Source organism: Mesorhizobium sp. M7A.F.Ca.MR.245.00.0.0, assembly GCF_003997415.1.
Classification (GTDB): Bacteria; Pseudomonadota; Alphaproteobacteria; order Rhizobiales; family Rhizobiaceae; genus Mesorhizobium.
The window spans coordinates 24,668-43,748 of record NZ_RZTE01000027.1 but is presented as its reverse complement, the minus strand read 5'-3'; the positions used below and the strand labels follow the sequence as shown (position 1 = coordinate 43,748).

Here is a 19,081-nt window from a genome sequence, read left to right as displayed (position 1 = left end):
GGCAGGCCAGCATGTTTCAGGCGCTCAACATCAGCAGACGCCGATCAGGCGGACTGGGTGGATGTTCAACGATGGAACAGAAAAAGATGCTCAATCTGTATTTTCACGCCACGCCGAATTCGATGAAGGTGGCGGTGCTGCTGCAAGAGCTGGAATTGCCCTTCGACGTCTCGCCGGTCGATATCTTCAAAGGCGAGCAGCACACGCCGGAATTCAGGGAGATCAATCCAAATGGCAAGGTGCCGGCGATGGTTGACGGGGAGGTGACGATATTCGACTCCCACGCCATCCTCCTCTACCTCGCCGAGAAGCACGGAAAGTTCATTCCGGGCGAACTGAAGGCCAAGGCTTTGATGCTGTCATGGCTTCAGTTCGTGGCAACGGGCCTATCGCCGTTTTCCGGCCAGGCAATCCACTTTCTGCATTACGCGCCGGAAGATATCGCCTATGCGAAAAATCGTTACGTGAAGGAGCTCGAACGCCACTACGCGGTTCTGGACCGTCGGCTTGGAAAGGCCCGCTATCTGGCCGGCGACGAGTACACGATCGCCGACATGGCCCTTTGGGGCTGGGCCGCCTCCGCCGGATATGCATTCGGCGAGAAAGGTCTTGGCGACTATCCCAATGTCGTGCGCTTCATGGACGAGGCGACCAAGCGCCCTGCGGTCCAGCGAGCCCTGGACATGAAGGCAAGGCATACCTTCAAGGCTGATCTCGATGCGGAATCACGTCGCGCCATGTTCCCGCAAAACGAGGCAGATGCCGTATGACCCGCGCCACCGGCAGTTTCTGCTGCCGGTGGATTCGAGCACCGCTGGCGGCCGGGTTCAGTGCGATGCTCGGATGCCCAACCAATGCAGTGCAATGTCAGCCTGGACGACCCAGCGCTATTAGACGCCAATCGAGTTCACGGCTCGACGTCGGCTCAGCTGCAGCGCGAGGCCAGCCCTCAAGCCTTCTTCTGCGTCACCAGCCCCAGTTCCTCGACCATCGCCTCGCATCAAAAGCTTCTGCGGCTTGCTGACCGTCATCGGCAATTCGGTGCGGAAGCGGATGTGGCGCTGGATCTTGTAGTGGGCGATCTGGCCGGGCTTGAGCACGATCCGGGCAGCTTCAGCTTTTCCAGAACCGCTGAGCCGACAGCAACCGGTATCGCTCCCACTCCATCCGGGTTACGATGCGTTGCTGAGAACGGGCGCGGGCGCCTCGTCGAACCACCTACGTCAGGAGGGCAGCGTGAAATCGCCGACAGTGAGAGTTATGGACGCAGCCGATGAAGATTCAGCGGTCGAGATAATCGTGCTGGCGTTTGCAGCGGACCCTATGGCGCGGTGGACCTGGCCGCATGCACAGCCGTACCTTGCAGCCATGCCGCGAATGGCCCGCGCGTTCGGGCGCAGGGCATTCTCTAACGGAAGCGCCTTTTGCACCGACGGCTACGCCGGGACGGCGCTGTGGCTGCCGCCCGGCGTGCATTCCGACGAGGAAGAGCTTGGCGCCGTGATCGAGAGCACGGTTGAATCCTCTCTCGCCCCTGAAACCGCGGCCATATTCGAGCAGATGGCCACGTACCACCCGACCGAACCGCATTGGTACTTGCCCCTGATCGGCGTCGACCCGGCGCATCAAGGCGAAGGTCACGGCGATGCCTTGATGGCGTACGCACTCGCGCAGTGCGACCGCGATCACGCGCCGGCCTATTTGGAATCCTCGAACCCGCGTAACATATCATTCTACCAGCGGCACGGCTTCGAATCGCTCGGCGCGATCCAGGTCGGTTCGTCGCCGACGCTCATCCCGATGCTGCGGCGACCTCGTTGAGCGTCAGTTTGATCAGATAGTTTGACCCTGTGGGACGTTCAGGGCGTCCACGGAGCTGTCGAGCACACCGTCGAAGCCGCGCACCTAGCCCTTCTCGCCGGTGGGAAAGCGGATCGCGGGCACCTCTTGGCAACTGTGCCAACTTCGCGGGATGATAGGGCCGCTGCCCGCCTATAGATCAGCTTATGACAGCTATCTCGCTTGCCGCGCGGTGAACCGCCATTCTGCAGACGGCCCCCATTGAAATCACGTCACACTTGTAAATCCCATCTGGCCTCCGTCCGAAATAGCGTTTCCGGATCGCAACCGTTGGAAACGCCGAATTCGACCGAGGACCGGAAATGACGATGTTTGCAGCAACGGGGAACGCCCATGGCGGGAGACCGGCGAGGAATGGCCCGGCGTCAGCGCCTTCTTCAAGCACGCGGGCGAGGTCTTTCGCACCTACTCCACCTACGGGCGCGGCGTTGAGGTGATGATGGGCACCTACGCCATGCTCGACCTCATGCCGAAAGGCCGCAACGAGAAGGAGGGAATGGACTGGGTACGTCGCCACGATCGATACGAGTAGCCACTCCGGGAAGCCGTGGAATGACGCTCGGATGACAAATGAGCCTTTCTGCGTCACGGCTCACGGCCGGCAGCTTTGTGCGGAAGCCGCCCAAAGCCGCCAGTCCGCTCTCGGCCCGATTGAGACGTCATTACCTCGTCGCCGTCGTCGACAGTTGGCTCAAAGCAACCCAGCCGCACCGCGAAGCCAGCCCTCAAGCCGTCTTCTGCGCCACCAGCCCCAGTTGCTCCACCATCGCCTCGCGCATCAGGAACTTCTGTGGCTTGCCGGTCACCGTCAATTCGGTGCGGAAGCGGAAACGCCATCTCAGGCAACAGGCTGCAGTTCGCTGTCGGCTTCCAGACTGAAGAACCCAAGCAGTCCGTTGACAATCAGTCGCACCACTGTATCTAATTGCCAGCCTGGGTCAAAGTTTTCATGGTACAAATATAAGAAATATATATGTAAGAAATACCACGATGTGGACCGCGCCCGTCAAGAATGTTGTTCTTTCAGTACTAAAACTCACGTTGCATATGAACAGCGCTAAAATCAAAAGCACTGTATCAGTCGCTGGAAGCCCCAGGGTTAACCCTCTTCCCGTCAGCAGGCTGGCGGCTGCGACCGCCGGTATTGTCAAACCGATTGTGGCGCAAGCGGAACCCATCGCGACGTTCAAACCGCGTTGCAGCTCATTGTTGAGTGAAGCGCGCACCGCCGAAATGGCCTCCGGCATCAACACCAGCCCCGCGATCATTGCCCCCACAATGCTGTCAGCCTGTGTCATCTGATAGGCAACGAGCGTATCCTCGACACTTGCGGCGACCTGCTCGGCGAGCATGACAATGCCAATCAGCCCGATCAAAAGCAGCAATGCGCCGGCAAAGACGCTTTCGTGACGGGCAGTCCGCAGCGAAACGCCGTGGGCCTGCCCTTCGACAAAGTCTTCTCGGTGGCGGACAGTCTGCGCGAACACAAAACTTGCATAAAGCAGCACTGAGAGGACGCTGACGAAACCAAGTTGGGCTGCCGAAAACGTGCCGGGATCCGTGGTCTGGGTGTAGGTTGGCAGAATAAGCGTCATGATGGTCAGCGCGATCAGAACCGCGAGATATGCGCTGGTCCCCTGTCGAACAATTGCCTGCTTGCGATGACGCCAGCCGCCAAGCGCAAGACAGGTGCCGACGACGCCGGTAGATGCAATCATCACCGTTGAAAAGACGGACTCACGTGCAAGCGTAGGGTTGTTCTCTCCATGCAGCATCATGGAAACGATGATCGACACCTCGATTGCCGTCACGGCAAAAGTCAGCACCAATGTGCCGTAGGGCTCTCCTACACGCCGAGCCACCGCCTCGGCGTGGTCGAGCACCACGAAAATGGTGGTGAACATAATCGCACTCGAAAGCGCTCCGACGAGTATCCTGGCGCTCAGCGAACCTTCGTCCGCCGACAGCCCGCTGGCTCTGACGGCGACAGCCATCACCAAGGCGGCCAGCGGCATCGCATATGAAGTCACCGAACGTCCGAAACCGCTCATGCAAGCCCCTGACCGCTGCTGCGAACCGTGGCTGCATTCGCGCACCGACAGATCGAAGCGTTCACCCGTTCACGCCGTCTTCTGCGCCACCAGCCCCAGTTCCTCCACCATCGCCTCGCGCATCAAGAACTTCTGCGGCTTGCCGGTCACCGTCATCGGCAATTCGGTGCGGAAGCGTATGTGGCGGGGGATCTTGTAATGGGCGATCTGGCCGGCGCAGAAGTTCCTGACCTCCTGCTCGGTGGCGATCTGGCCGGGCTTGAGCACGATCCAGGCGCACAGCTCCTCGCCATATTTGGCGTCGGGAATGCCGAACACCTGCACCTCCTTGACCTTTGGATGGTGGTAGAGGAATTCCTCGACCTCTCGGGGATAGACGTTCTCGCCGCCGCGGATGACCATATCCTTGACCCGGCCGACGATGTTGCAATAGCCCTCGGCGTCTATGGTGGCGAGGTCGCCGGTGTGCATCCAGCCGTCGCTGTCGATCGCCTCGCGGGTCTTGTCGTCGTCGTCCCAGTAACCCTTCATCACCGAATAGCCGCGCGTGCAAAGCTCACCCGGTACGCCGACCGCAACGGTAGCCCCATCGGCATCGACCGCCTTGACCTCGACATGGGGGTGGATGCGCCCGACGGTCGAGACGCGCTTTTCCAAGGGGTCGTCGACGCCGCTCTGGAACGACACCGGGCTGGTCTCGGTCATGCCGTAGGCGATGGTCACCTGTTCCATGTGCATCAGCGACACCACCTTCTTCATCACCTCGATCGGGCATGGCGAGCCGGCCATGATGCCGGTGCGCAGGCTGGAGAGATCGAAGGTGGAAAAATCCGGATGATCGAGCAGGGCGACGAACATGGTCGGCACGCCATAGAGCCCGGTGCAGCGTTCCTGAGCCACCGCCTTCAACGTCGCGCCGGCGTCGAACCCCTCGCCGGGGAAAACCATCGTGGCGCCTTTCGAGACGCAACCCATCGTGCCCATCGACATGCCGAAGCAGTGGTAGAGCGGCACCGGTATGCACAGCCGGTCGTCGACGGTCAGCTTGATCGCCGAAGTGACGAAATTGCCGTTGTTGACGATGTTGTTGTGGGTCAGCGTCGCGCCCTTGGGGGCTCCCGTGGTGCCTGAGGTGAACTGGATGTTGATGGCCTCGCCCGGCTTCAGCTTCTCCGAGATGCGGTCGAGGCTGTCATGCTCGTCACGCCCGGCCATGGCCAGCACGTCGCCGAAATTGAACATGCCGGGCGAATTCTCGTCGCCCATGCGGATGACGATCTTCAGCGCCGGCAGTTTCTGCGCCTTGAGCTTGCCCGGTGTGGCCTTGGCGATCTCGGGCGCCAGCGTCTCGATCATGCCGAGATAGTCTGACGTCTTGAACTTGGCAGCGGTGACCAGCGCCTTGCAGCCGACCTTGTTCAGCGCATAGTCGAGCTCGGTCAACCGATAGGCGGGGTTGATGTTGACCAGGATCAGGCCGATGCGGGCGGTGGCGAACTGCGTCACCAGCCATTCCCAGCGGTTGGGCGACCAGATGCCGACGCGATCGCCCTTTGCCAACCCCAGTGCCAGGAAGCCGGCAGCCAGCGCGTCCACCGTGTCCGACAGTTCGCTCCAGGTGAAGCGCTTGTCCTGATCGACGAAGACAGCGGCGTCGAGCGTGCCGTATTTGCTGACGGTGTCGGAAAACAGCGCGGGGATGGTCTTGTCGAGCAGCGGCACGCTGCGTTCTCCAGAGACATGCGCCCTGTTGTCGACGGGTGCGACGAAGACACCGCCAGCGCGCGCTCCGGGTCCGCGCAAATTGCTGGCGTTCTTCAGCTCGTCGAGATTGACCGGCATCGCTCTCTCCTCCCGGGACTAAGTGCGTCGCGCTGAAACAGAATCATGCGACGCGTTCTAGGTCCTTGCTTTTATGCATGTCGTTCTCCCAAAACCGAGATCACTTTGGGCGACATGCATTAGCCGAGCCTATCAGCCTGCCGGAGTGGAGGAAATCCCGCCGATGGTCGTGAAAGGGCAACGATCCGGTCAACGATGCTTCGGAGCTTCGCGTTGGCTGACGAAGCGCCAAAACGCAAAAACCCGCCTGGGCGGCGGGTCACTGGCGCAAATCAGCACCATGGGCAAAATGTAGCATAGCTGCCCTCACGAATCAAGGAAATAATTCCTGTCCGACCGCAGCCGCCATCTTCGCCGCGATGTCGCGCAGGACCGCATCATCCGCCGCCGCTCTTGTCTTCTTCGACGCCACCAGACAGGCCTGCGAGCGCAGGACGAGGCCATCGCCCAGCACCTTGAGATGATTGGCGCGCAGCGTCGAGCCGGTGGTTGTGATGTCGACGATGACATCGGCCAGACCGGCCGCCGGCGCGCCTTCGGTAGCGCCGAGGCTTTCGACGATGCGATAGACCTGGATGCCGTGCTTCTGCGAGAAGAATTGCTGCGTCAGCCGCCAGTATTTGGTGGCGATGCGCAGTCGCCGGCCATGGCGCTGGCGAAAATCGGCGGCGACGTCGTCGAGATCGGCCATGGTGTCGACATCGAGCCAGATGTCGGGCACGGCAACCACGACATCGGCATGGCCGAAGCCGAGACGGGCGACGATTTCGGCACGAGTCTCCCAATCGGCGAGGTTTTCACGCACCAAATCCTCGCCGGTGATGCCGAGATCGACGGCGCCCTGGCCGATCTCGCCTGATATTTCGGAAGCCGACAGGAACACCACTTCGACATCGTCCAGGCCCTCGACGCGGGCGTGGTATTTGCGCTCGTCGCCGGGCAGGCTGACGGCGAGGCCGGCTTTGGCCAGTACTTCCAGCGCCTGTTCTTTCAGTCGGCCTTTCGACGGGATTGCCAGCGTGATCATGGCGCCGTCTCCCGCAATGCCTCGATGCGATCGAGCCAGACAGAAAAGCCGACGCCGGGGATAGGCGTCTTCGCGCCAAGCAAGGTCAGCAGCCGGTCATAGCGGCCGCCGCCGACCAGCGGCCGGTCGCCATTGTCGGCCGCGATTTCGAAAACCAGGCCGGTGTAGTAATCGAGCGGGCGGCCGAAGGCGGCGTCGTAGCGGATTTTATCGGCCGGCAAGCCGTGCGCCTCGATCGCCTTGGCGCGGGCAGCGAACTTTTCCAGCGCGACATCGAGCGACAGCCCGGCGCCGGTGGCGAAGGTCTCCAGTGCCTGGGCCGCGCCATCAAGCGGAACGTCGATCGCCAGAAAATCCTTCAGCGCGGAAAAGGCCTCGCTCGACAGCTGAACGCTGCGCAATTCGGCTTTCTCGATCAGCCGCCGGGCAATGTCTGTGGGCGAGCGCCCGGCGGACGCCGACAGGCCCGCCTCTTCCATGCCGCTGGCGATATGGGCGGAAAGACCGTCCAGATCACCGTCGAGGACGAGGGCGGCGACCGGGCCGGAGAGCTGGCTGTTGCGCGGCGGGTTGGCGAGATCGGCGAGTGCCGCCTCAAGCATCGGCGCCGAGCCGAAGGCGCGGGCAAGGCGCATGCGCCAGCCGCGCGGCAGGCCAAGGGCGGCCAGAACCGCCTCGAAAATGGTCTGGTCGCCGAGCGTGATCGCCAATGCCTGGCCAGGCAGCACCAGCGACAGCAGCGCATGCGCATCGGCCACCGAGCGGGCATCGGCTCCGGCGGTATCGCGGTCGCCAAGATCCTCGATGCCGGCCTGGAAGAACTCGTTGCCGCCTTCGCGGCGTTGGCGAAACACCTCGCCCAGATAGGAATAACGGCGCGGCGTGCCGGCCTGCGAACTTATGTGATCAAGGCAGACGGGGATGGTGAATTCCGGCCGCAGGCACAATGTCTGGCCGGTCTCGCTTTCGGTGAGGAAGATGCGGCGGCGCAAATCCTCGCCGGCCATGTCGAGGAAGGGGTCCGCCGGCTGCAATATGGCGACCTCGACGGCGTGCGTGTTGCGCGTGGCGAAGAGGTTGGTGATGTCGGTGGAGATGGCGGGGGTGCGGGAAGTCAACTTGCTGACCTCAGTGCTGCACGACCCTCTGGTCCCAAACCAGAGGCGCCAACGCGGCCTCTACTTGCCACGCGCCCTCTCCTCAGCCTGCGCCGCCAATATCTTCCTCACCTCGACGACCAGCTCCCCCTCCGCCACCGTCACCTGTGCCGGGCGGGCGGCGCGCCATTCGGCGTTATCGGCGATTTCGGCAGACATGCGCGCGCCTTCGATCAGGTCCTTGATCTGCAGCTCCCCCTTGGCGCGCTCGTCGCCGCCCTGGATGATGGCGACCGGGCAGCCGCGCCGGTCGGCATATTTGAGCTGCGCCTTCATGCCGGCGCCGCCGAGATACATTTCGGAACGGATGCCGGAGGCGCGCAGCTCCGCCACCATCTTCTGGTAGCGGCCGAGGCTGTCGGTGTCCTTGTCCATCACCAGCACGACGACAGGCGCGATCACGTCCGAGGCGTCGAGCTTGCCGAGGTTCTTCAGCGCCGTCATCAACCTGGAGACGCCGATGGAAAAACCGGTCGCCGGCACAGGCTCTCCACGAAAGCGCGACACCAGGCCATCATAGCGCCCGCCGCCACCGACCGAACCGAAGCGCACGATCTGGCCGTCTTCGTTGGGGATTTCGGCCAGAAGCTCTGCTTCGAGGACGGGGCCGGTGTAGTATTCGAGGCCGCGCACGACCGAGCGGTCCATGGCAATACGGTCCTCGCCATATCCCGCCGCCCTGACCAGCGCTTCAATCGTGGCGAGTTCGCCGACGCCTTCCTGGTAGATGGCGTTCGAACTGACCATGGAATCCTGGCCGGCCTGTATGGTCCTCGCGGTCGCGAGAAGAACCGCCTCGGCCTGCCCGTTGTTCAACCCGGCGCCCTTGGCGAAGTCGCCTTCGCCCTCCTTGCCGCCGTCCCAGCGGCCCGGGCCAAGCAAAAGCTTCACGCCTTCCGGGCCGAGCTTGTCCAGCTTGTCGATCGCGCGCAGGACCGTCAGCCGGCGGCCGCCATTCTCCTCACCGCCGAGGCCGATCGCCTCCAGCACGCCATCCAGCACCTTGCGGTTGTTGACGCGGATGACGTAGTCGCCGCGCTTGATGCCGAGCGCTTCCATGACGTCGGCCATCATCATCGCCATCTCGGCGTCGGCGGCCACGCCCGGCGTACCGATCGTGTCGGCGTCGAACTGCATGAACTGGCGGAAGCGGCCGGGGCCTGGCTTCTCGTTGCGGAACACCCAGCCGGAGCGATAGCTGCGGTAAGGCTTGGGCAGGCGCTCGTAATTCTCGGCGACGAAACGGGCCGTCGGCGCGGTCAGGTCGTAGCGCAGCGACAGCCACTGGTCGTCATCGTCCTGGAAGGAGAACACGCCTTCGTTCGGCCGGTCCTGGTCGGGCAGGAATTTTCCGAGCGCGTCGGTGTATTCGATCAGCGGCTGGTCGGCCGGTTCGAAGCCATAAAGCTCATAGACCGAGCGGATCGTCGCCATCATCTTCTCGACGGCGCGGATGTCCTCGGCGCTGCGGTCGGCAAAACCGCGCGGCAGTCGCGCTTTCGTCTTTTCCGATTTGTCGGCCATGAGCTGGGGTCTTTTTTGCTAAGTAATCGATGACATATTGCGAGTGGGCGTGTCCTAACCGAAGCGGCGAGGACCAGCAAGGGTTTGCACCCTCTCTACGAGGTGGCTAGGAACAGTTCGATAGCTTTGCAAGTACAGCGCCGCCCCTCATCCGCCTGCCGGCACCTTCTCCCCGTATAGTGATGGGGAGAAGAGAGCTGAACGCGGACTCGGGCATTCTTCTTGCAACCTGGACGACTGGCGAGACCATCGACGAGGGCGTCCTTCTCCCCGTCGCTATACGGGGAGAAGTGCCCGGCAGGGCGATGAGGGGCGGCGCAGAACGACCAAGATTTGGGCCTACCACCCGAGCCAAGCTCTGAAACAAAACCGCACCGCAAATGAAACAATCCCGCCATGGGTGCGGCATCGTGCCGACACAATCGCAAGAGATAAACGCGGGAAATGAGGGGTTCGCGGCCATGACCAGCACAGCAAGATTCCACGCCATCGACAGCGATGCCGAATTGCCCGCACGCCTGCGCCCGGCCGACATCGACGCCCCGAAAATGATCAGCCAGGCTGCCGGCCCGTTCGAAGTGCCCGTCGACAACGGCAAGGGACCATCCATGCGCGACGCGTTGATGACCGGCCTGCTGGTGATCTATCCGACCGTGGCCACGGTGGTGGCGATCGTCGCCGGCCTGGTGCTGGCCAGCGCCAACGGCACCTGAGCCTATTTCTGCCGCCTGAAAGCCTTCCGCTGCTTCTCGACCTCTTTGCGGCAGACGCAGCCTTCGAGGTGATCGTTGACCAGGCCCATGGCCTGCATGAAGGCGTAGACCGTGGTCGGGCCGACAAAGCTCCAGCCGCGTTTCTTCAGCTCCTTCGAAATCCGCACCGAGACGGCCGTTGTCGGGTTGGCGCGCAGATGGGCGAGGTCGACGATTTGCGGCCGCTCGTCCTTACCGGGTTCGAACTTCCAGAACCAGGCGGCCAGCGAGCCGAATTCATCGGCCATCTCGCGGGCGCGCTTGGCGTTGTTGATGGTCGAGACGATCTTGCCGCGATGGCGGATGATGCCGGCATTGCCGAGCAGGCGTTCGACATCCTTGTCGGTGAAGGCGGCGACCTTGTCGATCTCGAAATTGGCGAAGGCTTCGCGAAAATTCTCCCGCTTGCGCAGGATGGTCAGCCACGACAGGCCCGACTGAAAGCCTTCGAGGCAGATCTTTTCGAACAGCCTGCGGTCGTCGGCTACAGGCCGGCCCCATTCATGATCGTGGTAGTGCAGATAGTCGGGCAGATTGCCGTGCCAGAAGCAGCGCGCGACACCGTCGGGACCGGCGAGCAGGCCGGTATTTTCCTTGTCCATAAGCCAAAATCCGTTCGTTAACGCGCTTTTGCGCGGCATTTACTGCGGCTTTACCAGATTCCTGAACCCTGCGGTAACCACACCAAAAGGTTTACCGACAGTTCCGCATTTTACGCATCCCGATTCATGTTTCGGTTGCTGCTTGCGCGCCAATGATCGCCGAACCGGGAGGACGTTTCCACCCGTTTTGTATCAGACGATCAAGGTGCGTTACGATGAAGACAGTGTTGTTTCCCGTGCTCGGCGCCGTGGCTGTGTTTGCCGCCGGCGTCACACCCTCAACCGCCGGCGACCGCTATGCCGACAGGCCGCCGGTGATGGTGAGCCCCGACCTTTCAGCACCCTGGGTGCTGCAGCTTGGCCAGGCGCCCGGCATCGTGCGCCAGAACCGACAGGTGGTGCAGCAGCAGCAACAGAGACGCCTCCTGCGCCCGGCGCAGCCCGACCGGGTGCAGACGGCGGCGGTGCAGCCGCCGGCCAAGCGCATGCTCGCGCGTCCTCAGATCAACCCGATCTACCTGCCGCAGGAAGTCGACTATGACGGAGGCCAGAAGCCGGGCACGATCGTCATCGACACCACCCAGAACTTCCTCTACCTCGTCGAGAAGAACGGCAAGGCAAGGCGCTATGGCGTCGGCACCGGCAAGCCGGGCTTCGAATGGTCGGGTACGCACAAGATCACCAACAAACGCGAGTGGCCGGACTGGCGCCCGCCGGCGCAGATGATCAAGCGCGAAGCCGCCAAGGGCCGATATTTGCCGACCTATCTTGCCGGCGGCGCGGAGAACCCGCTTGGCGCCCGCGCGCTCTATCTCGGCACGACCGAATACCGCATCCACGGCACCAACCAGCCCTGGACGATCGGCGGCGCGGTGTCGTCAGGCTGCATCCGCATGCGCAACGAGGACGTCGTCGACCTTTATGAGCGGGTCAATGTCGGAACCACGGTCGAGGTGATATAATAATCCTTGCGAATCACCTGGCCAGCAAAGCAGTCCGCTTTTCGAGGCCGGTTTAGGGATAACGGGGGACGGGCCGTATGGGGATGCGGCCGGTCAGGAAGGGCAGCACGGGAAACCGCGCTGCCCTTTCCGTTTTTGAGCAGAAATCGAGGGCAAAAGGTCACCCACGCGTCGCGCAACGGGCATAGCGGTTCGCTTTCATGCTGCCCTTTACCGCATTCTTTTGCTATCTCGGTGGCTAGTTCCACAAAAGAGTTCACCCATGCCCCTGTCCGAAGACAGCCGTTATCTCAAGGGCGGCCCGGTCGCCCAGCGCATCATCGCCGCCGTTCGCGAGGACGCCGCGATCGCCAAAGCCGAGGGCTTTCCCCCCAAGCTGATCTCGATCACCGTCGGCGACACCGATGCGGTGGATGTTTATGTGCGCAATCAGCGCGCCAAAGCTGAGCTCGCCGGCATCGATTTCGAGGAGCGGCGCTTTCCCGCCACCATCACGGCAGGCGAGCTGGAAGCGGCCATTCACGGCCTGAATGCCGATCCGCGCGTCACCGGCATCATCATCCAGCGGCCGGTCCCGGTGCATATCCCGATCAGGACGCTGCAGGCGGCGGTGCATCCGCTCAAGGATGTCGAAGGCATGCATCCGGCCTCGATCGGCAACATCGTCTACAACCAGCTCGATCTCGCGCCTTGCACGGCGGCCGCCTCGGTCGAACTGCTCAAGGAAACCGGCCTCGACCTCAAGGGATTGGAAGTCGTCATCGTCGGCCATTCGGAAATCGTCGGCAAGCCGATCGCCTTCCTGTTGATGAGCGAAGGCGCGACGGTGACCGTGTGCCACCACATGACGCGGTCGGTCGCCGCCCATGCGCGACGTGCCGACGCGCTGTTCGTCGCCGTCGGCAAGCCGCGGCTGATCAAGGCCGACATGGTCAAGCCGGGTGCTGCCGTCATCGACATCGGCATCAATTCCGAAATCTGCCCCGACGGCTCAAACCGCATCGTCGGCGACGTCGACACCGAAAGCGTCCGCGAGGTCGCCTCCTGGATTACCCCGGTGCCGGGCGGCGTCGGCCCGATCACGGTCGCCATCCTGCTGCGCAACACCATGGTCGCGCTCAGCCGCCAGCGCGCGCTTTATGAGGCGACCTACGGTACGGCGGACAGGCTCGCGGCGGAGTAAGGACAGGGCGACGCCAAAGGCCCCCTCACCCAGCCTCCGCTTCGCTCGGCTGACCTCTCCCCGAGGGGAGAGGAGGCTGTCAGCGCCGGCGCAAATCTCTTCTCCTCAACGGGGAGAAGGTGGCCGCGAAGCGGCCGGATGAGGGGGATTTGCCGTAACTCAGACAGCGCGCCACGCTACTCAGCCGCAGCCAGCCTTTCCTCGGGGATCCCCTCCGGCATCGGTCCACCATAAGCCCAGTCGAGCAGCTTGATCGTGTGCACCACCGGCAGCTTGGCGGCGGAAGCGATCTGGGTGATGCAGCCGATGTTGCCGGTGGCGACGATCGAGGCTCCCGTCGCCTCGATGTTTTTCACCTTGCGGTCGCGCAGCTTGGCCGAGATCTCGGGCTGCAGGATGTTGTAGGTGCCGGCGGAGCCGCAGCAGAGATGTCCTTCACGCGGCTCGCGCATGATGAAGCCGGCCTTGGCCAGCAGTTCCTTCGGCTGGCGGGTGATCTTCTGGCCGTGCTGCATCGAACAGGCCGAGTGATAGGCGACGACCGTGCCCGGCTTGCGCACCGGCTCGGGCAGGTCGAAGGTCGAGAGATATTCGGTGATGTCCTTGGCCAGCGCCGAAACGCGCGCGGCCTTGTCGGCATAGGCCGGATCCAGCCGCAGCATGAAGCCGTAATCCTTGATCGTCGTGCCACAGCCGGACGCGGTGATGACGATGGCATCGAGCCCACCCTGGTCGATCGCCCGCGTCCAGGCATCGACGTTCTGCCTCGCAGAGGCAAGCGCGGCTTGCTCGCGCCCCATATGATGAACCAGCGCGCCGCAGCAGCCCTCGCCCGGTGGCACCACGACCTCGACGCCGAGCCGCGTCAGCAGCGAAATCGTGGTGTCGTTGATGGCGGGATCGAGCACCGATTGCGCGCAGCCGGTGAGGATGGCGACGCGGCCTCTTTTGCTCCCCTGCCCGGCATGGATGCCTGGCGAGCCCATCGGCGAAGCTGCCGGGATCGACGCCGGCGCGAGCTTGAGCATCGCACTGAGCGGCTTCAGCGTCGGAACCTTGTCGAACAAGCCCATAAACGGCTTGCCCAGCTTCGCAAGCTTGAGCGCTGCGCGAAAGCGCTGGGGATAGGGCAGCACGAACGCCAGCATGGCGCGGGTCAGGCGGTCGAGCAGCGGACGCTTATAGGTCTCCTGGATATGGGCGCGGGCATGGTCGACCAGATGCATGTAGTTGACGCCCGACGGGCAGGTGGTCATGCAGGCGAGGCACGACAGGCAGCGATCGATATGGGTGACGATCTCCTTGTCGGCCGGGCGGCCGTTTTCCAGCATGTCCTTGATCAGGTAGATGCGCCCGCGCGGTGAATCGAGCTCGTTGCCAAGCGTCACATAGGTCGGGCATGTCGCGGTGCAGAAGCCGCAATGCACGCATTTGCGCAGGATTTTCTCGGATTCCGCGACGTGCGGATCGGCAAGCTGGGCAAGCGAAAAATTGGTCTGCATCGCGTTGGATCCTAAGCCATTCGGCCGGGATTGAGGATTTTTTTGGGGTCGAATTCCTGCTTCAGGCGCTGGCTGAGTGCGGCAAGTGCGGGCGGCTGCGGCTCGAACACCGGCAGAGCGGCGCGATGCGAAGGTGCGGCGCGCACCAGCGTCGCATGGCCGCCGCCATGTTTCCTCAACAGCCCGCGCAGCAGGGCGGCTTCCGGGTCGCCTTGTTCCATGCGCAGCCACACCAGCCCGCCTTGCCAGTCATAGAAGGCGCTGACGGCGGCCTGCATGCGCAGCGTCAGGACCATCTGGTGGCTCTGTCCCGGCGTCATCGAGACACGCCAGACAGGTTTCTCGCTGTTGTCGGCGAAGGGCCTGCAATCGCGCACATCGCGCCAGATGACCGTTGAAGCCTCGCCGGCGATCTCCTGCAGCGGCCCAGCCTTGCCGAGCAGTGTTTTCAGCGCGGCAATGCGGTAGGCAACGGAAGGGCCAAACCCTTCGACACGCAGCAGCGTTGCAGCGTCGCTGCCGAGCGCGCTGCCAGCGACCCGTGCTGCGATGCGCTCCGGCAGATGGGCCGCACTCGACACTTCCGCGCTGGAACCGAGCGCCAGGGCCATAGCGGCGGCCGCGGCATCGTCGAGCAGGCCACGGATGGCGAGCGTGACTTCGGTCTCGGCTGCGGGCAGCACCTTGAAGGTGACGTCGGTGAATACGGCCAGCGTGCCCCAGCTGTTGGCCATCAGCTTCGACATGTCATAGCCGGTGACGTTCTTGACGACGCGGCCGCCCGACTTGAAGGCCTCGCCACGACCGGACACCACATTGATGCCCAGGACATGATCGCGCGCAGCCCCTGCCGTGAGCCGGCGCGGCCCGGAGAGGTTCGCGGCGAGCACGCCGCCGATAGTGCCTTTGCCAGGCTCGCCACCAAACAGCGGACCGTAGTCCATCGGCTCGAAGGCAAGCTGCTGGCCGTTTTCCGCCAGCAGCTTTCCGATCTCGGCCAGCGGTGTGCCTGCCTTGGCCGACAGCACCAGTTCAGCCGGTTCATAGAGCGTGACGCCAGAGAGTTTCGACAGGTCGAGCGTGTGTTCGGTTTGCAGTGGCCGGCCGACGCCACGCTTGGAGCCGTGGCCGAGGATTTCCAGCGGCGAGCCTTCCGCTGCTGCCCAGGCGACGGTGGAGAGGACTTCGGATGGGGTGGTGGGGGTGAAGGTGGTCATGGGATCGACGCCCCATCGACAGATGCGGAGGCGTCGCGATCCTTCACACCCCCCTCTGTCCTGCCGGACATCTCCCCCGCAAGGGGGGAGATCGGCGACTTCAACGTCGCATCTGTCTTCCAACGCTGGTAGTTGGCGAATGCCGCGATGATAGCAAATCTCCCCCCTTGAGGGGGAGATGTCCGGCAGGACAGAGGGGGGCGTTCAAGCACCGACATGTCCAGTTAAAACCTCGGAATGTCCGGAAACGGCAGCTTGCCGCCGGAAATGTGCATGCGGCCGAGTTCGGCGCATCGCCGCAGCTGCGGGAACACTTTTCCCGGGTTGAGCAGATGGTTGGGATCGAAGGCGCATTTGACGCGCATCTGCTGGTCGAGATCGATCTGCGTGAACATTTCCGGCATCAGGTCGCGTTTTTCCACGCCCACACCGTGTTCGCCGGTCAACACGCCGCCGACCTTGACGCAGAGCCGCAATATGTCGGCGCCGAAGCTTTCGGCCTTGTCGAGTTCGCCCGGTACGTTGGCATCGTAGAGGATCAGCGGATGCAGATTGCCGTCGCCGGCGTGAAAGACATTGGCGACGCCGAGACCGTATTTTTCCGACAGCTCGCGCATGCCGGCGAGCACGCGCGGCAGCTCCTTGCGCGGGATGGTGCCGTCCATGCAGTAGTAGTCGGGCGAGATGCGGCCGACGGCCGGAAACGCCGCCTTGCGGCCGGCCCAGAAGCTCAGCCGTTCCTGTTCGGACTGCGAAATGCGGCAGGTGGTCGAGCCGTTCTTGTAGGCGATGGCCTCGACAAGGCCGATCAGATGATCGACCTCGACGCCCGGCCCGTCGAGCTCGACGATCAGCAGCGCTTCGACATCCAGGGGATAGCCGGCATGGACGAAATCCTCGGCGGCGTGGATCGCCGGCCGGTCCATCATCTCCATGCCGCCCGGAATGATGCCGGCGCCGATGATGTCGGCGACGCACTGGCCGCCCTGCTCACTGGTCGGGAAGCCGATCAGCAGTGCGCGAGCCGTCTCCGGTTTCTTCAGGATGCGCACGGTGACCTCGGTGACGACGCCAAGCAGCCCTTCCGAACCCGTCATGACGCCGAGCAAGTCATAACCTTCCGCATCGAGGTGACTGCCGCCGAGCCGTACCACTTCGCCATTCATCAGCACCATCTCGATGCCGAGCACATTGTTGGCGGTGAGGCCATATTTCAGGCAGTGCACGCCGCCGGAATTTTCGGCGACATTGCCGCCGATCGAGCAGGCGATCTGGGAGGATGGATCGGGGGCGTAGTAAAAGCCCTCCTGCTCGACGGCGGTGGTGATGCCGAGATTGGTGACGCCCGGCTGGGCAACGACGACGCGATTGGGGAAATCGATCTCGAGGACACGGTTGAAGCGGCTCATCACCAAAAGCACCGCGTCCTCGAGCGGCAGCGCGCCGCCCGACAGCGAGGTGCCGGAGCCGCGCGGCACGACGCGGATGTTGCGATCGTTGCAGTATTTCAGCACGCGCGACACCTGCGCCACGGTTTGCGGCAGAACAACAACCAGCGGCAGCTGCCGATAGGCGGTCAGGCCGTCGCTCTCGAAGGCGCGCATGGAATTGGCGGCGTCGACGACGCCCTCACCCGGCACGATGATGCGCATGTCGGCGACGATCTCTTCGCGCCGGCGCATCGTGGCGTCGTCTGGTTTCGGCATGGCCAGGCCGGACATCAGCAGCCTCATTTCGCTTGACTGGTCAAAATCTTTTACCAGTGAAGCGCGTTGGGTGCAAATCCTGTGGTGGTTGGGAATCCGGCATCAAGGCTGAGGCAAGCTTCCGCAGCGGCAATCTGCCGCTGTCTCACCCTCCCCCGCGCGGCGCTCTACGAGGACCCCCACCCCACAAGGGGGAGGGTGAGCAGATCTATTCGCCGGGCGGCTTGCCGGGTTCGGAGTGCATCTTGCGCACGCGGCGTACGCCCCACCAGACCAGCAGGATGGCGACAGGCACCGAAGCCGCGGTAATGATCTCCGGCGCGAAGGCATGGCCGAAGATCGAGGCGCCCTTGGCGACATAGCCGACAAGGCCGACCACATAATAGGAGACGGCGGCGACCGAGAGCCCCTCGACGGTCTGCTGCAGCCGCAGTTGCAGGCGGGCGCGGTTGTTCATCGAGGCAAGCAGGTCGCGGTTCTGTTTCTCGACCTCGACATCGACCCAGGTGCGCAGCAGTGTCGTGGCGCGGGTCAGTTTTCGCGACAGATTTTCCTGCCGCTCCTCGACCGAGCGGCAGGTGCGCATTGCGGGCGCCACCCGGCGCTGCAGGAACCCGCGCCATGTGTCATAGCCGGGCACAGCCTCTTCCTCGAGCGCCTCCAGCCGTTCGCCGACGATGCCGTCATAGGCACGGCTGGCGCCGAAACGGTAAAGGCTCGACGCCGCGTCCGCCTCCAACTCCGCCGCAAGTTCGGTCAGATCGGCCAGCAAGGTCTGGCTGTCACGAGTCCCTGCGACCTTCATCTCCAGCGTGGTCTGCGCCAGCCGGTCTTCGATGCGGCGGGCGCGGCCGGACAAGGTCAGCGCCAGCGGCAGGCCGAGCATGGCCAGCGTCCGATAGGTTTCGATGTCGATAAGCCGCTGCGACAACGCGCCGGTACGCGCCGGGGTCAAGCCGCGATCGAGCAGCAGCATGCGCGTCAGGCCATCGCCATCCTGCCGAAAATCGGTGACGATGGCGGCGTTTCCGCGCTCGACCAGCGAGTAGCACAGGCTGGTCGGATCGAAACCGGCTATCAGCTGCTCGCTCGCTTGCGTCCATTTGCGGATTTCGAGCCTGATGCCGGAGATGCAGGTTCCCGGCGGCGAAAACCCGTTGCCGAAGGGGGAGTCCTCCTGCGTCCTGCCGCTTTCGGAAAGCGGCCCTTCCCACAAATAGGTCGAGAACTCGGTGTGCCGCTCCCACCGCAGCGAGCCCTTGCCCCATTTCATGGCATGGTGGCGGGCCTGGCGGTCGGGCGCGGCGATGCCCAGGCGCCGCGACAGTTCGGAAAGCACCGCGTGGTCGACGCCCGAGCCACCCTCCGTCATGAAGGCGAGTTGCATCAGGACGCGTGGCTTTTCGATCAGCGGGTGCGGCCGGGCATGAACCTCGCCGAGTGCGCCGGGCCGGCCCTCATGCGCGGGAAAGCCCATCACGCTGCCCTTGGCGCGCGGCTGGAATTCGAGATCGGACGGGTCGTCTGACACGGCTTGTTCCCTGGGTTTCCTTGAACCCTCTTGCACGCGCGTCCCTCTAGTGCCAATGGCCTGATGACGCAAACGGCAAAGTTAGCCGAAGGTGATGGCATCGGGCGGAAAATCGGCCCGCTTTTGTCAATTGGATAAATAATTTGACCAGTTGGCGAGGCAGGC

The 19,081-nt window shown here is 63.4% G+C and carries 16 protein-coding genes and 1 pseudogene; 7 read left to right on the top strand and 10 right to left on the bottom strand.

Annotated features, from left to right (window positions below):
* The first annotated feature begins 86 nt into the window (after window positions 1-86).
* The 4 genes and pseudogenes from EOB80_RS23660 to EOB80_RS23645 all read left to right on the top strand — a co-directional run.
* Window positions 87-770 carry a glutathione S-transferase N-terminal domain-containing protein gene (locus EOB80_RS23660; protein WP_127269670.1) on the top strand — a complete coding sequence of 228 codons (684 nt, stop codon included), beginning with the start codon at window positions 87-89 and terminating at the stop codon, window positions 768-770.
* 84 nt (window positions 771-854) lie between these two features.
* A complete protein-coding gene (locus EOB80_RS34845; protein ID WP_206516837.1) occupies window positions 855-1,277 on the top strand; it encodes a hypothetical protein in 423 nt (140 codons plus the stop codon).
* Window positions 1,237-1,821: an N-acetyltransferase gene (locus EOB80_RS23650; RefSeq protein WP_206516836.1), complete on the top strand. Its 585-nt coding sequence runs from the start codon at window positions 1,237-1,239 to the stop codon at window positions 1,819-1,821. The genes EOB80_RS34845 and EOB80_RS23650 overlap by 41 nt, the downstream gene beginning before the upstream one ends.
* A 355-nt stretch (window positions 1,822-2,176) precedes the next feature.
* Window positions 2,177-2,392, top strand: a pseudogene (locus tag EOB80_RS23645) (DUF899 family protein); the annotation flags it as partial.
* A 415-nt stretch (window positions 2,393-2,807) separates the two neighbouring features.
* On the opposite strand, the gene EOB80_RS23640 reads toward EOB80_RS23645, so the two are convergent.
* The 5 genes from EOB80_RS23640 to hisS form a co-directional block, all read right to left on the bottom strand.
* A complete protein-coding gene (locus EOB80_RS23640) occupies window positions 2,808-3,911 on the bottom strand; it encodes a calcium:proton antiporter (protein WP_127330079.1) in 1,104 nt (367 codons plus the stop codon).
* A gap of 69 nt (window positions 3,912-3,980) precedes the next feature.
* Window positions 3,981-5,753 carry an AMP-binding protein gene (locus tag EOB80_RS23635; protein ID WP_127330077.1) on the bottom strand — a complete coding sequence of 591 codons (1,773 nt, stop codon included), beginning with the start codon at window positions 5,751-5,753 and terminating at the stop codon, window positions 3,981-3,983.
* 313 nt (window positions 5,754-6,066) lie between these two features.
* Window positions 6,067-6,780 carry an ATP phosphoribosyltransferase gene (hisG, locus tag EOB80_RS23630; protein ID WP_127330075.1) on the bottom strand — a complete coding sequence of 238 codons (714 nt, stop codon included), beginning with the start codon at window positions 6,778-6,780 and terminating at the stop codon, window positions 6,067-6,069.
* The gene (locus tag EOB80_RS23625) at window positions 6,777-7,898 is read right to left on the bottom strand and encodes an ATP phosphoribosyltransferase regulatory subunit (RefSeq protein ID WP_127330073.1); all 1,122 of its coding nucleotides are present in this window, start codon (window positions 7,896-7,898) and stop codon (window positions 6,777-6,779) included. Before EOB80_RS23625 ends, hisG begins: the two co-directional genes overlap by 4 nt.
* 60 nt (window positions 7,899-7,958) lie before the next feature.
* On the bottom strand, window positions 7,959-9,461 hold the full coding sequence (gene hisS, locus EOB80_RS23620) for a histidine--tRNA ligase (RefSeq protein ID WP_127330071.1): 1,503 nt from the start codon (window positions 9,459-9,461) through the stop codon (window positions 7,959-7,961).
* A 461-nt stretch (window positions 9,462-9,922) separates the two neighbouring features.
* On the opposite strand from hisS, the gene EOB80_RS23610 reads away from it, so the two are divergent.
* A complete protein-coding gene (locus tag EOB80_RS23610; RefSeq protein WP_127318600.1) occupies window positions 9,923-10,174 on the top strand; it encodes a hypothetical protein in 252 nt (83 codons plus the stop codon).
* 2 nt (window positions 10,175-10,176) lie between these two features.
* Here EOB80_RS23610 and EOB80_RS23605 read toward each other — a convergent pair whose 3' ends face one another.
* The gene (locus EOB80_RS23605) at window positions 10,177-10,815 is read right to left on the bottom strand and encodes a DNA-3-methyladenine glycosylase I (RefSeq protein WP_127330069.1); all 639 of its coding nucleotides are present in this window, start codon (window positions 10,813-10,815) and stop codon (window positions 10,177-10,179) included.
* Between the two features lie 215 nt (window positions 10,816-11,030).
* On the opposite strand from EOB80_RS23605, the gene EOB80_RS23600 reads away from it, so the two are divergent.
* Entirely contained in the window at window positions 11,031-11,777 is a 747-nt protein-coding gene (locus tag EOB80_RS23600; protein ID WP_027035566.1) for a L,D-transpeptidase, read from the top strand.
* 262 nt (window positions 11,778-12,039) lie between these two features.
* Complete coding sequence (locus EOB80_RS23595; protein ID WP_127330067.1) at window positions 12,040-12,960, top strand: bifunctional 5,10-methylenetetrahydrofolate dehydrogenase/5,10-methenyltetrahydrofolate cyclohydrolase; 921 nt, start codon at window positions 12,040-12,042, stop codon at window positions 12,958-12,960.
* 176 nt (window positions 12,961-13,136) lie between these two features.
* Here EOB80_RS23595 and glcF read toward each other — a convergent pair whose 3' ends face one another.
* The 4 genes from glcF to EOB80_RS23570 form a co-directional block, all read right to left on the bottom strand.
* Entirely contained in the window at window positions 13,137-14,462 is a 1,326-nt protein-coding gene (gene glcF / locus EOB80_RS23590; RefSeq protein WP_127330065.1) for a glycolate oxidase subunit GlcF, read from the bottom strand.
* An 11-nt stretch (window positions 14,463-14,473) separates the two neighbouring features.
* Entirely contained in the window at window positions 14,474-15,679 is a 1,206-nt protein-coding gene (gene glcE / locus EOB80_RS23585; protein ID WP_127330063.1) for a glycolate oxidase subunit GlcE, read from the bottom strand.
* 224 nt (window positions 15,680-15,903) lie between these two features.
* Complete coding sequence (locus EOB80_RS23575; RefSeq protein ID WP_127330059.1) at window positions 15,904-17,400, bottom strand: FAD-linked oxidase C-terminal domain-containing protein; 1,497 nt, start codon at window positions 17,398-17,400, stop codon at window positions 15,904-15,906.
* 193 nt (window positions 17,401-17,593) lie between these two features.
* A complete protein-coding gene (locus EOB80_RS23570) occupies window positions 17,594-18,916 on the bottom strand; it encodes a DUF3422 family protein (protein ID WP_127330057.1) in 1,323 nt (440 codons plus the stop codon).
* Between the last annotated feature and the right edge of the window lie 165 nt (window positions 18,917-19,081).

What these genes read in the sequence shown, in the direction of transcription:
- EOB80_RS23660 (WP_127269670.1), top strand. Translation starts at nt 87, where the DNA reads ATGCTCAATCTGTATTTTCACGCCACGCCGAATTCGATGAAGGTGGCG.
- EOB80_RS34845 (WP_206516837.1), top strand. Translation starts at nt 855, where the DNA reads ATGCAGTGCAATGTCAGCCTGGACGACCCAGCGCTATTAGACGCCAAT.
- EOB80_RS23640 (WP_127330079.1), bottom strand. Translation starts at nt 3,911, where the DNA reads ATGAGCGGTTTCGGACGTTCGGTGACTTCATATGCGATGCCGCTGGCC.
- EOB80_RS23635 (WP_127330077.1), bottom strand. Translation starts at nt 5,753, where the DNA reads ATGCCGGTCAATCTCGACGAGCTGAAGAACGCCAGCAATTTGCGCGGA.
- hisG (WP_127330075.1), bottom strand. Translation starts at nt 6,780, where the DNA reads ATGATCACGCTGGCAATCCCGTCGAAAGGCCGACTGAAAGAACAGGCG.
- hisS (WP_127330071.1), bottom strand. Translation starts at nt 9,461, where the DNA reads ATGGCCGACAAATCGGAAAAGACGAAAGCGCGACTGCCGCGCGGTTTT.
- EOB80_RS23610 (WP_127318600.1), top strand. Translation starts at nt 9,923, where the DNA reads ATGACCAGCACAGCAAGATTCCACGCCATCGACAGCGATGCCGAATTG.
- EOB80_RS23605 (WP_127330069.1), bottom strand. Translation starts at nt 10,815, where the DNA reads ATGGACAAGGAAAATACCGGCCTGCTCGCCGGTCCCGACGGTGTCGCG.
- EOB80_RS23600 (WP_027035566.1), top strand. Translation starts at nt 11,031, where the DNA reads ATGAAGACAGTGTTGTTTCCCGTGCTCGGCGCCGTGGCTGTGTTTGCC.
- EOB80_RS23595 (WP_127330067.1), top strand. Translation starts at nt 12,040, where the DNA reads ATGCCCCTGTCCGAAGACAGCCGTTATCTCAAGGGCGGCCCGGTCGCC.
- glcF (WP_127330065.1), bottom strand. Translation starts at nt 14,462, where the DNA reads ATGCAGACCAATTTTTCGCTTGCCCAGCTTGCCGATCCGCACGTCGCG.
- glcE (WP_127330063.1), bottom strand. Translation starts at nt 15,679, where the DNA reads ATGACCACCTTCACCCCCACCACCCCATCCGAAGTCCTCTCCACCGTC.
- EOB80_RS23575 (WP_127330059.1), bottom strand. Translation starts at nt 17,400, where the DNA reads ATGTCCGGCCTGGCCATGCCGAAACCAGACGACGCCACGATGCGCCGG.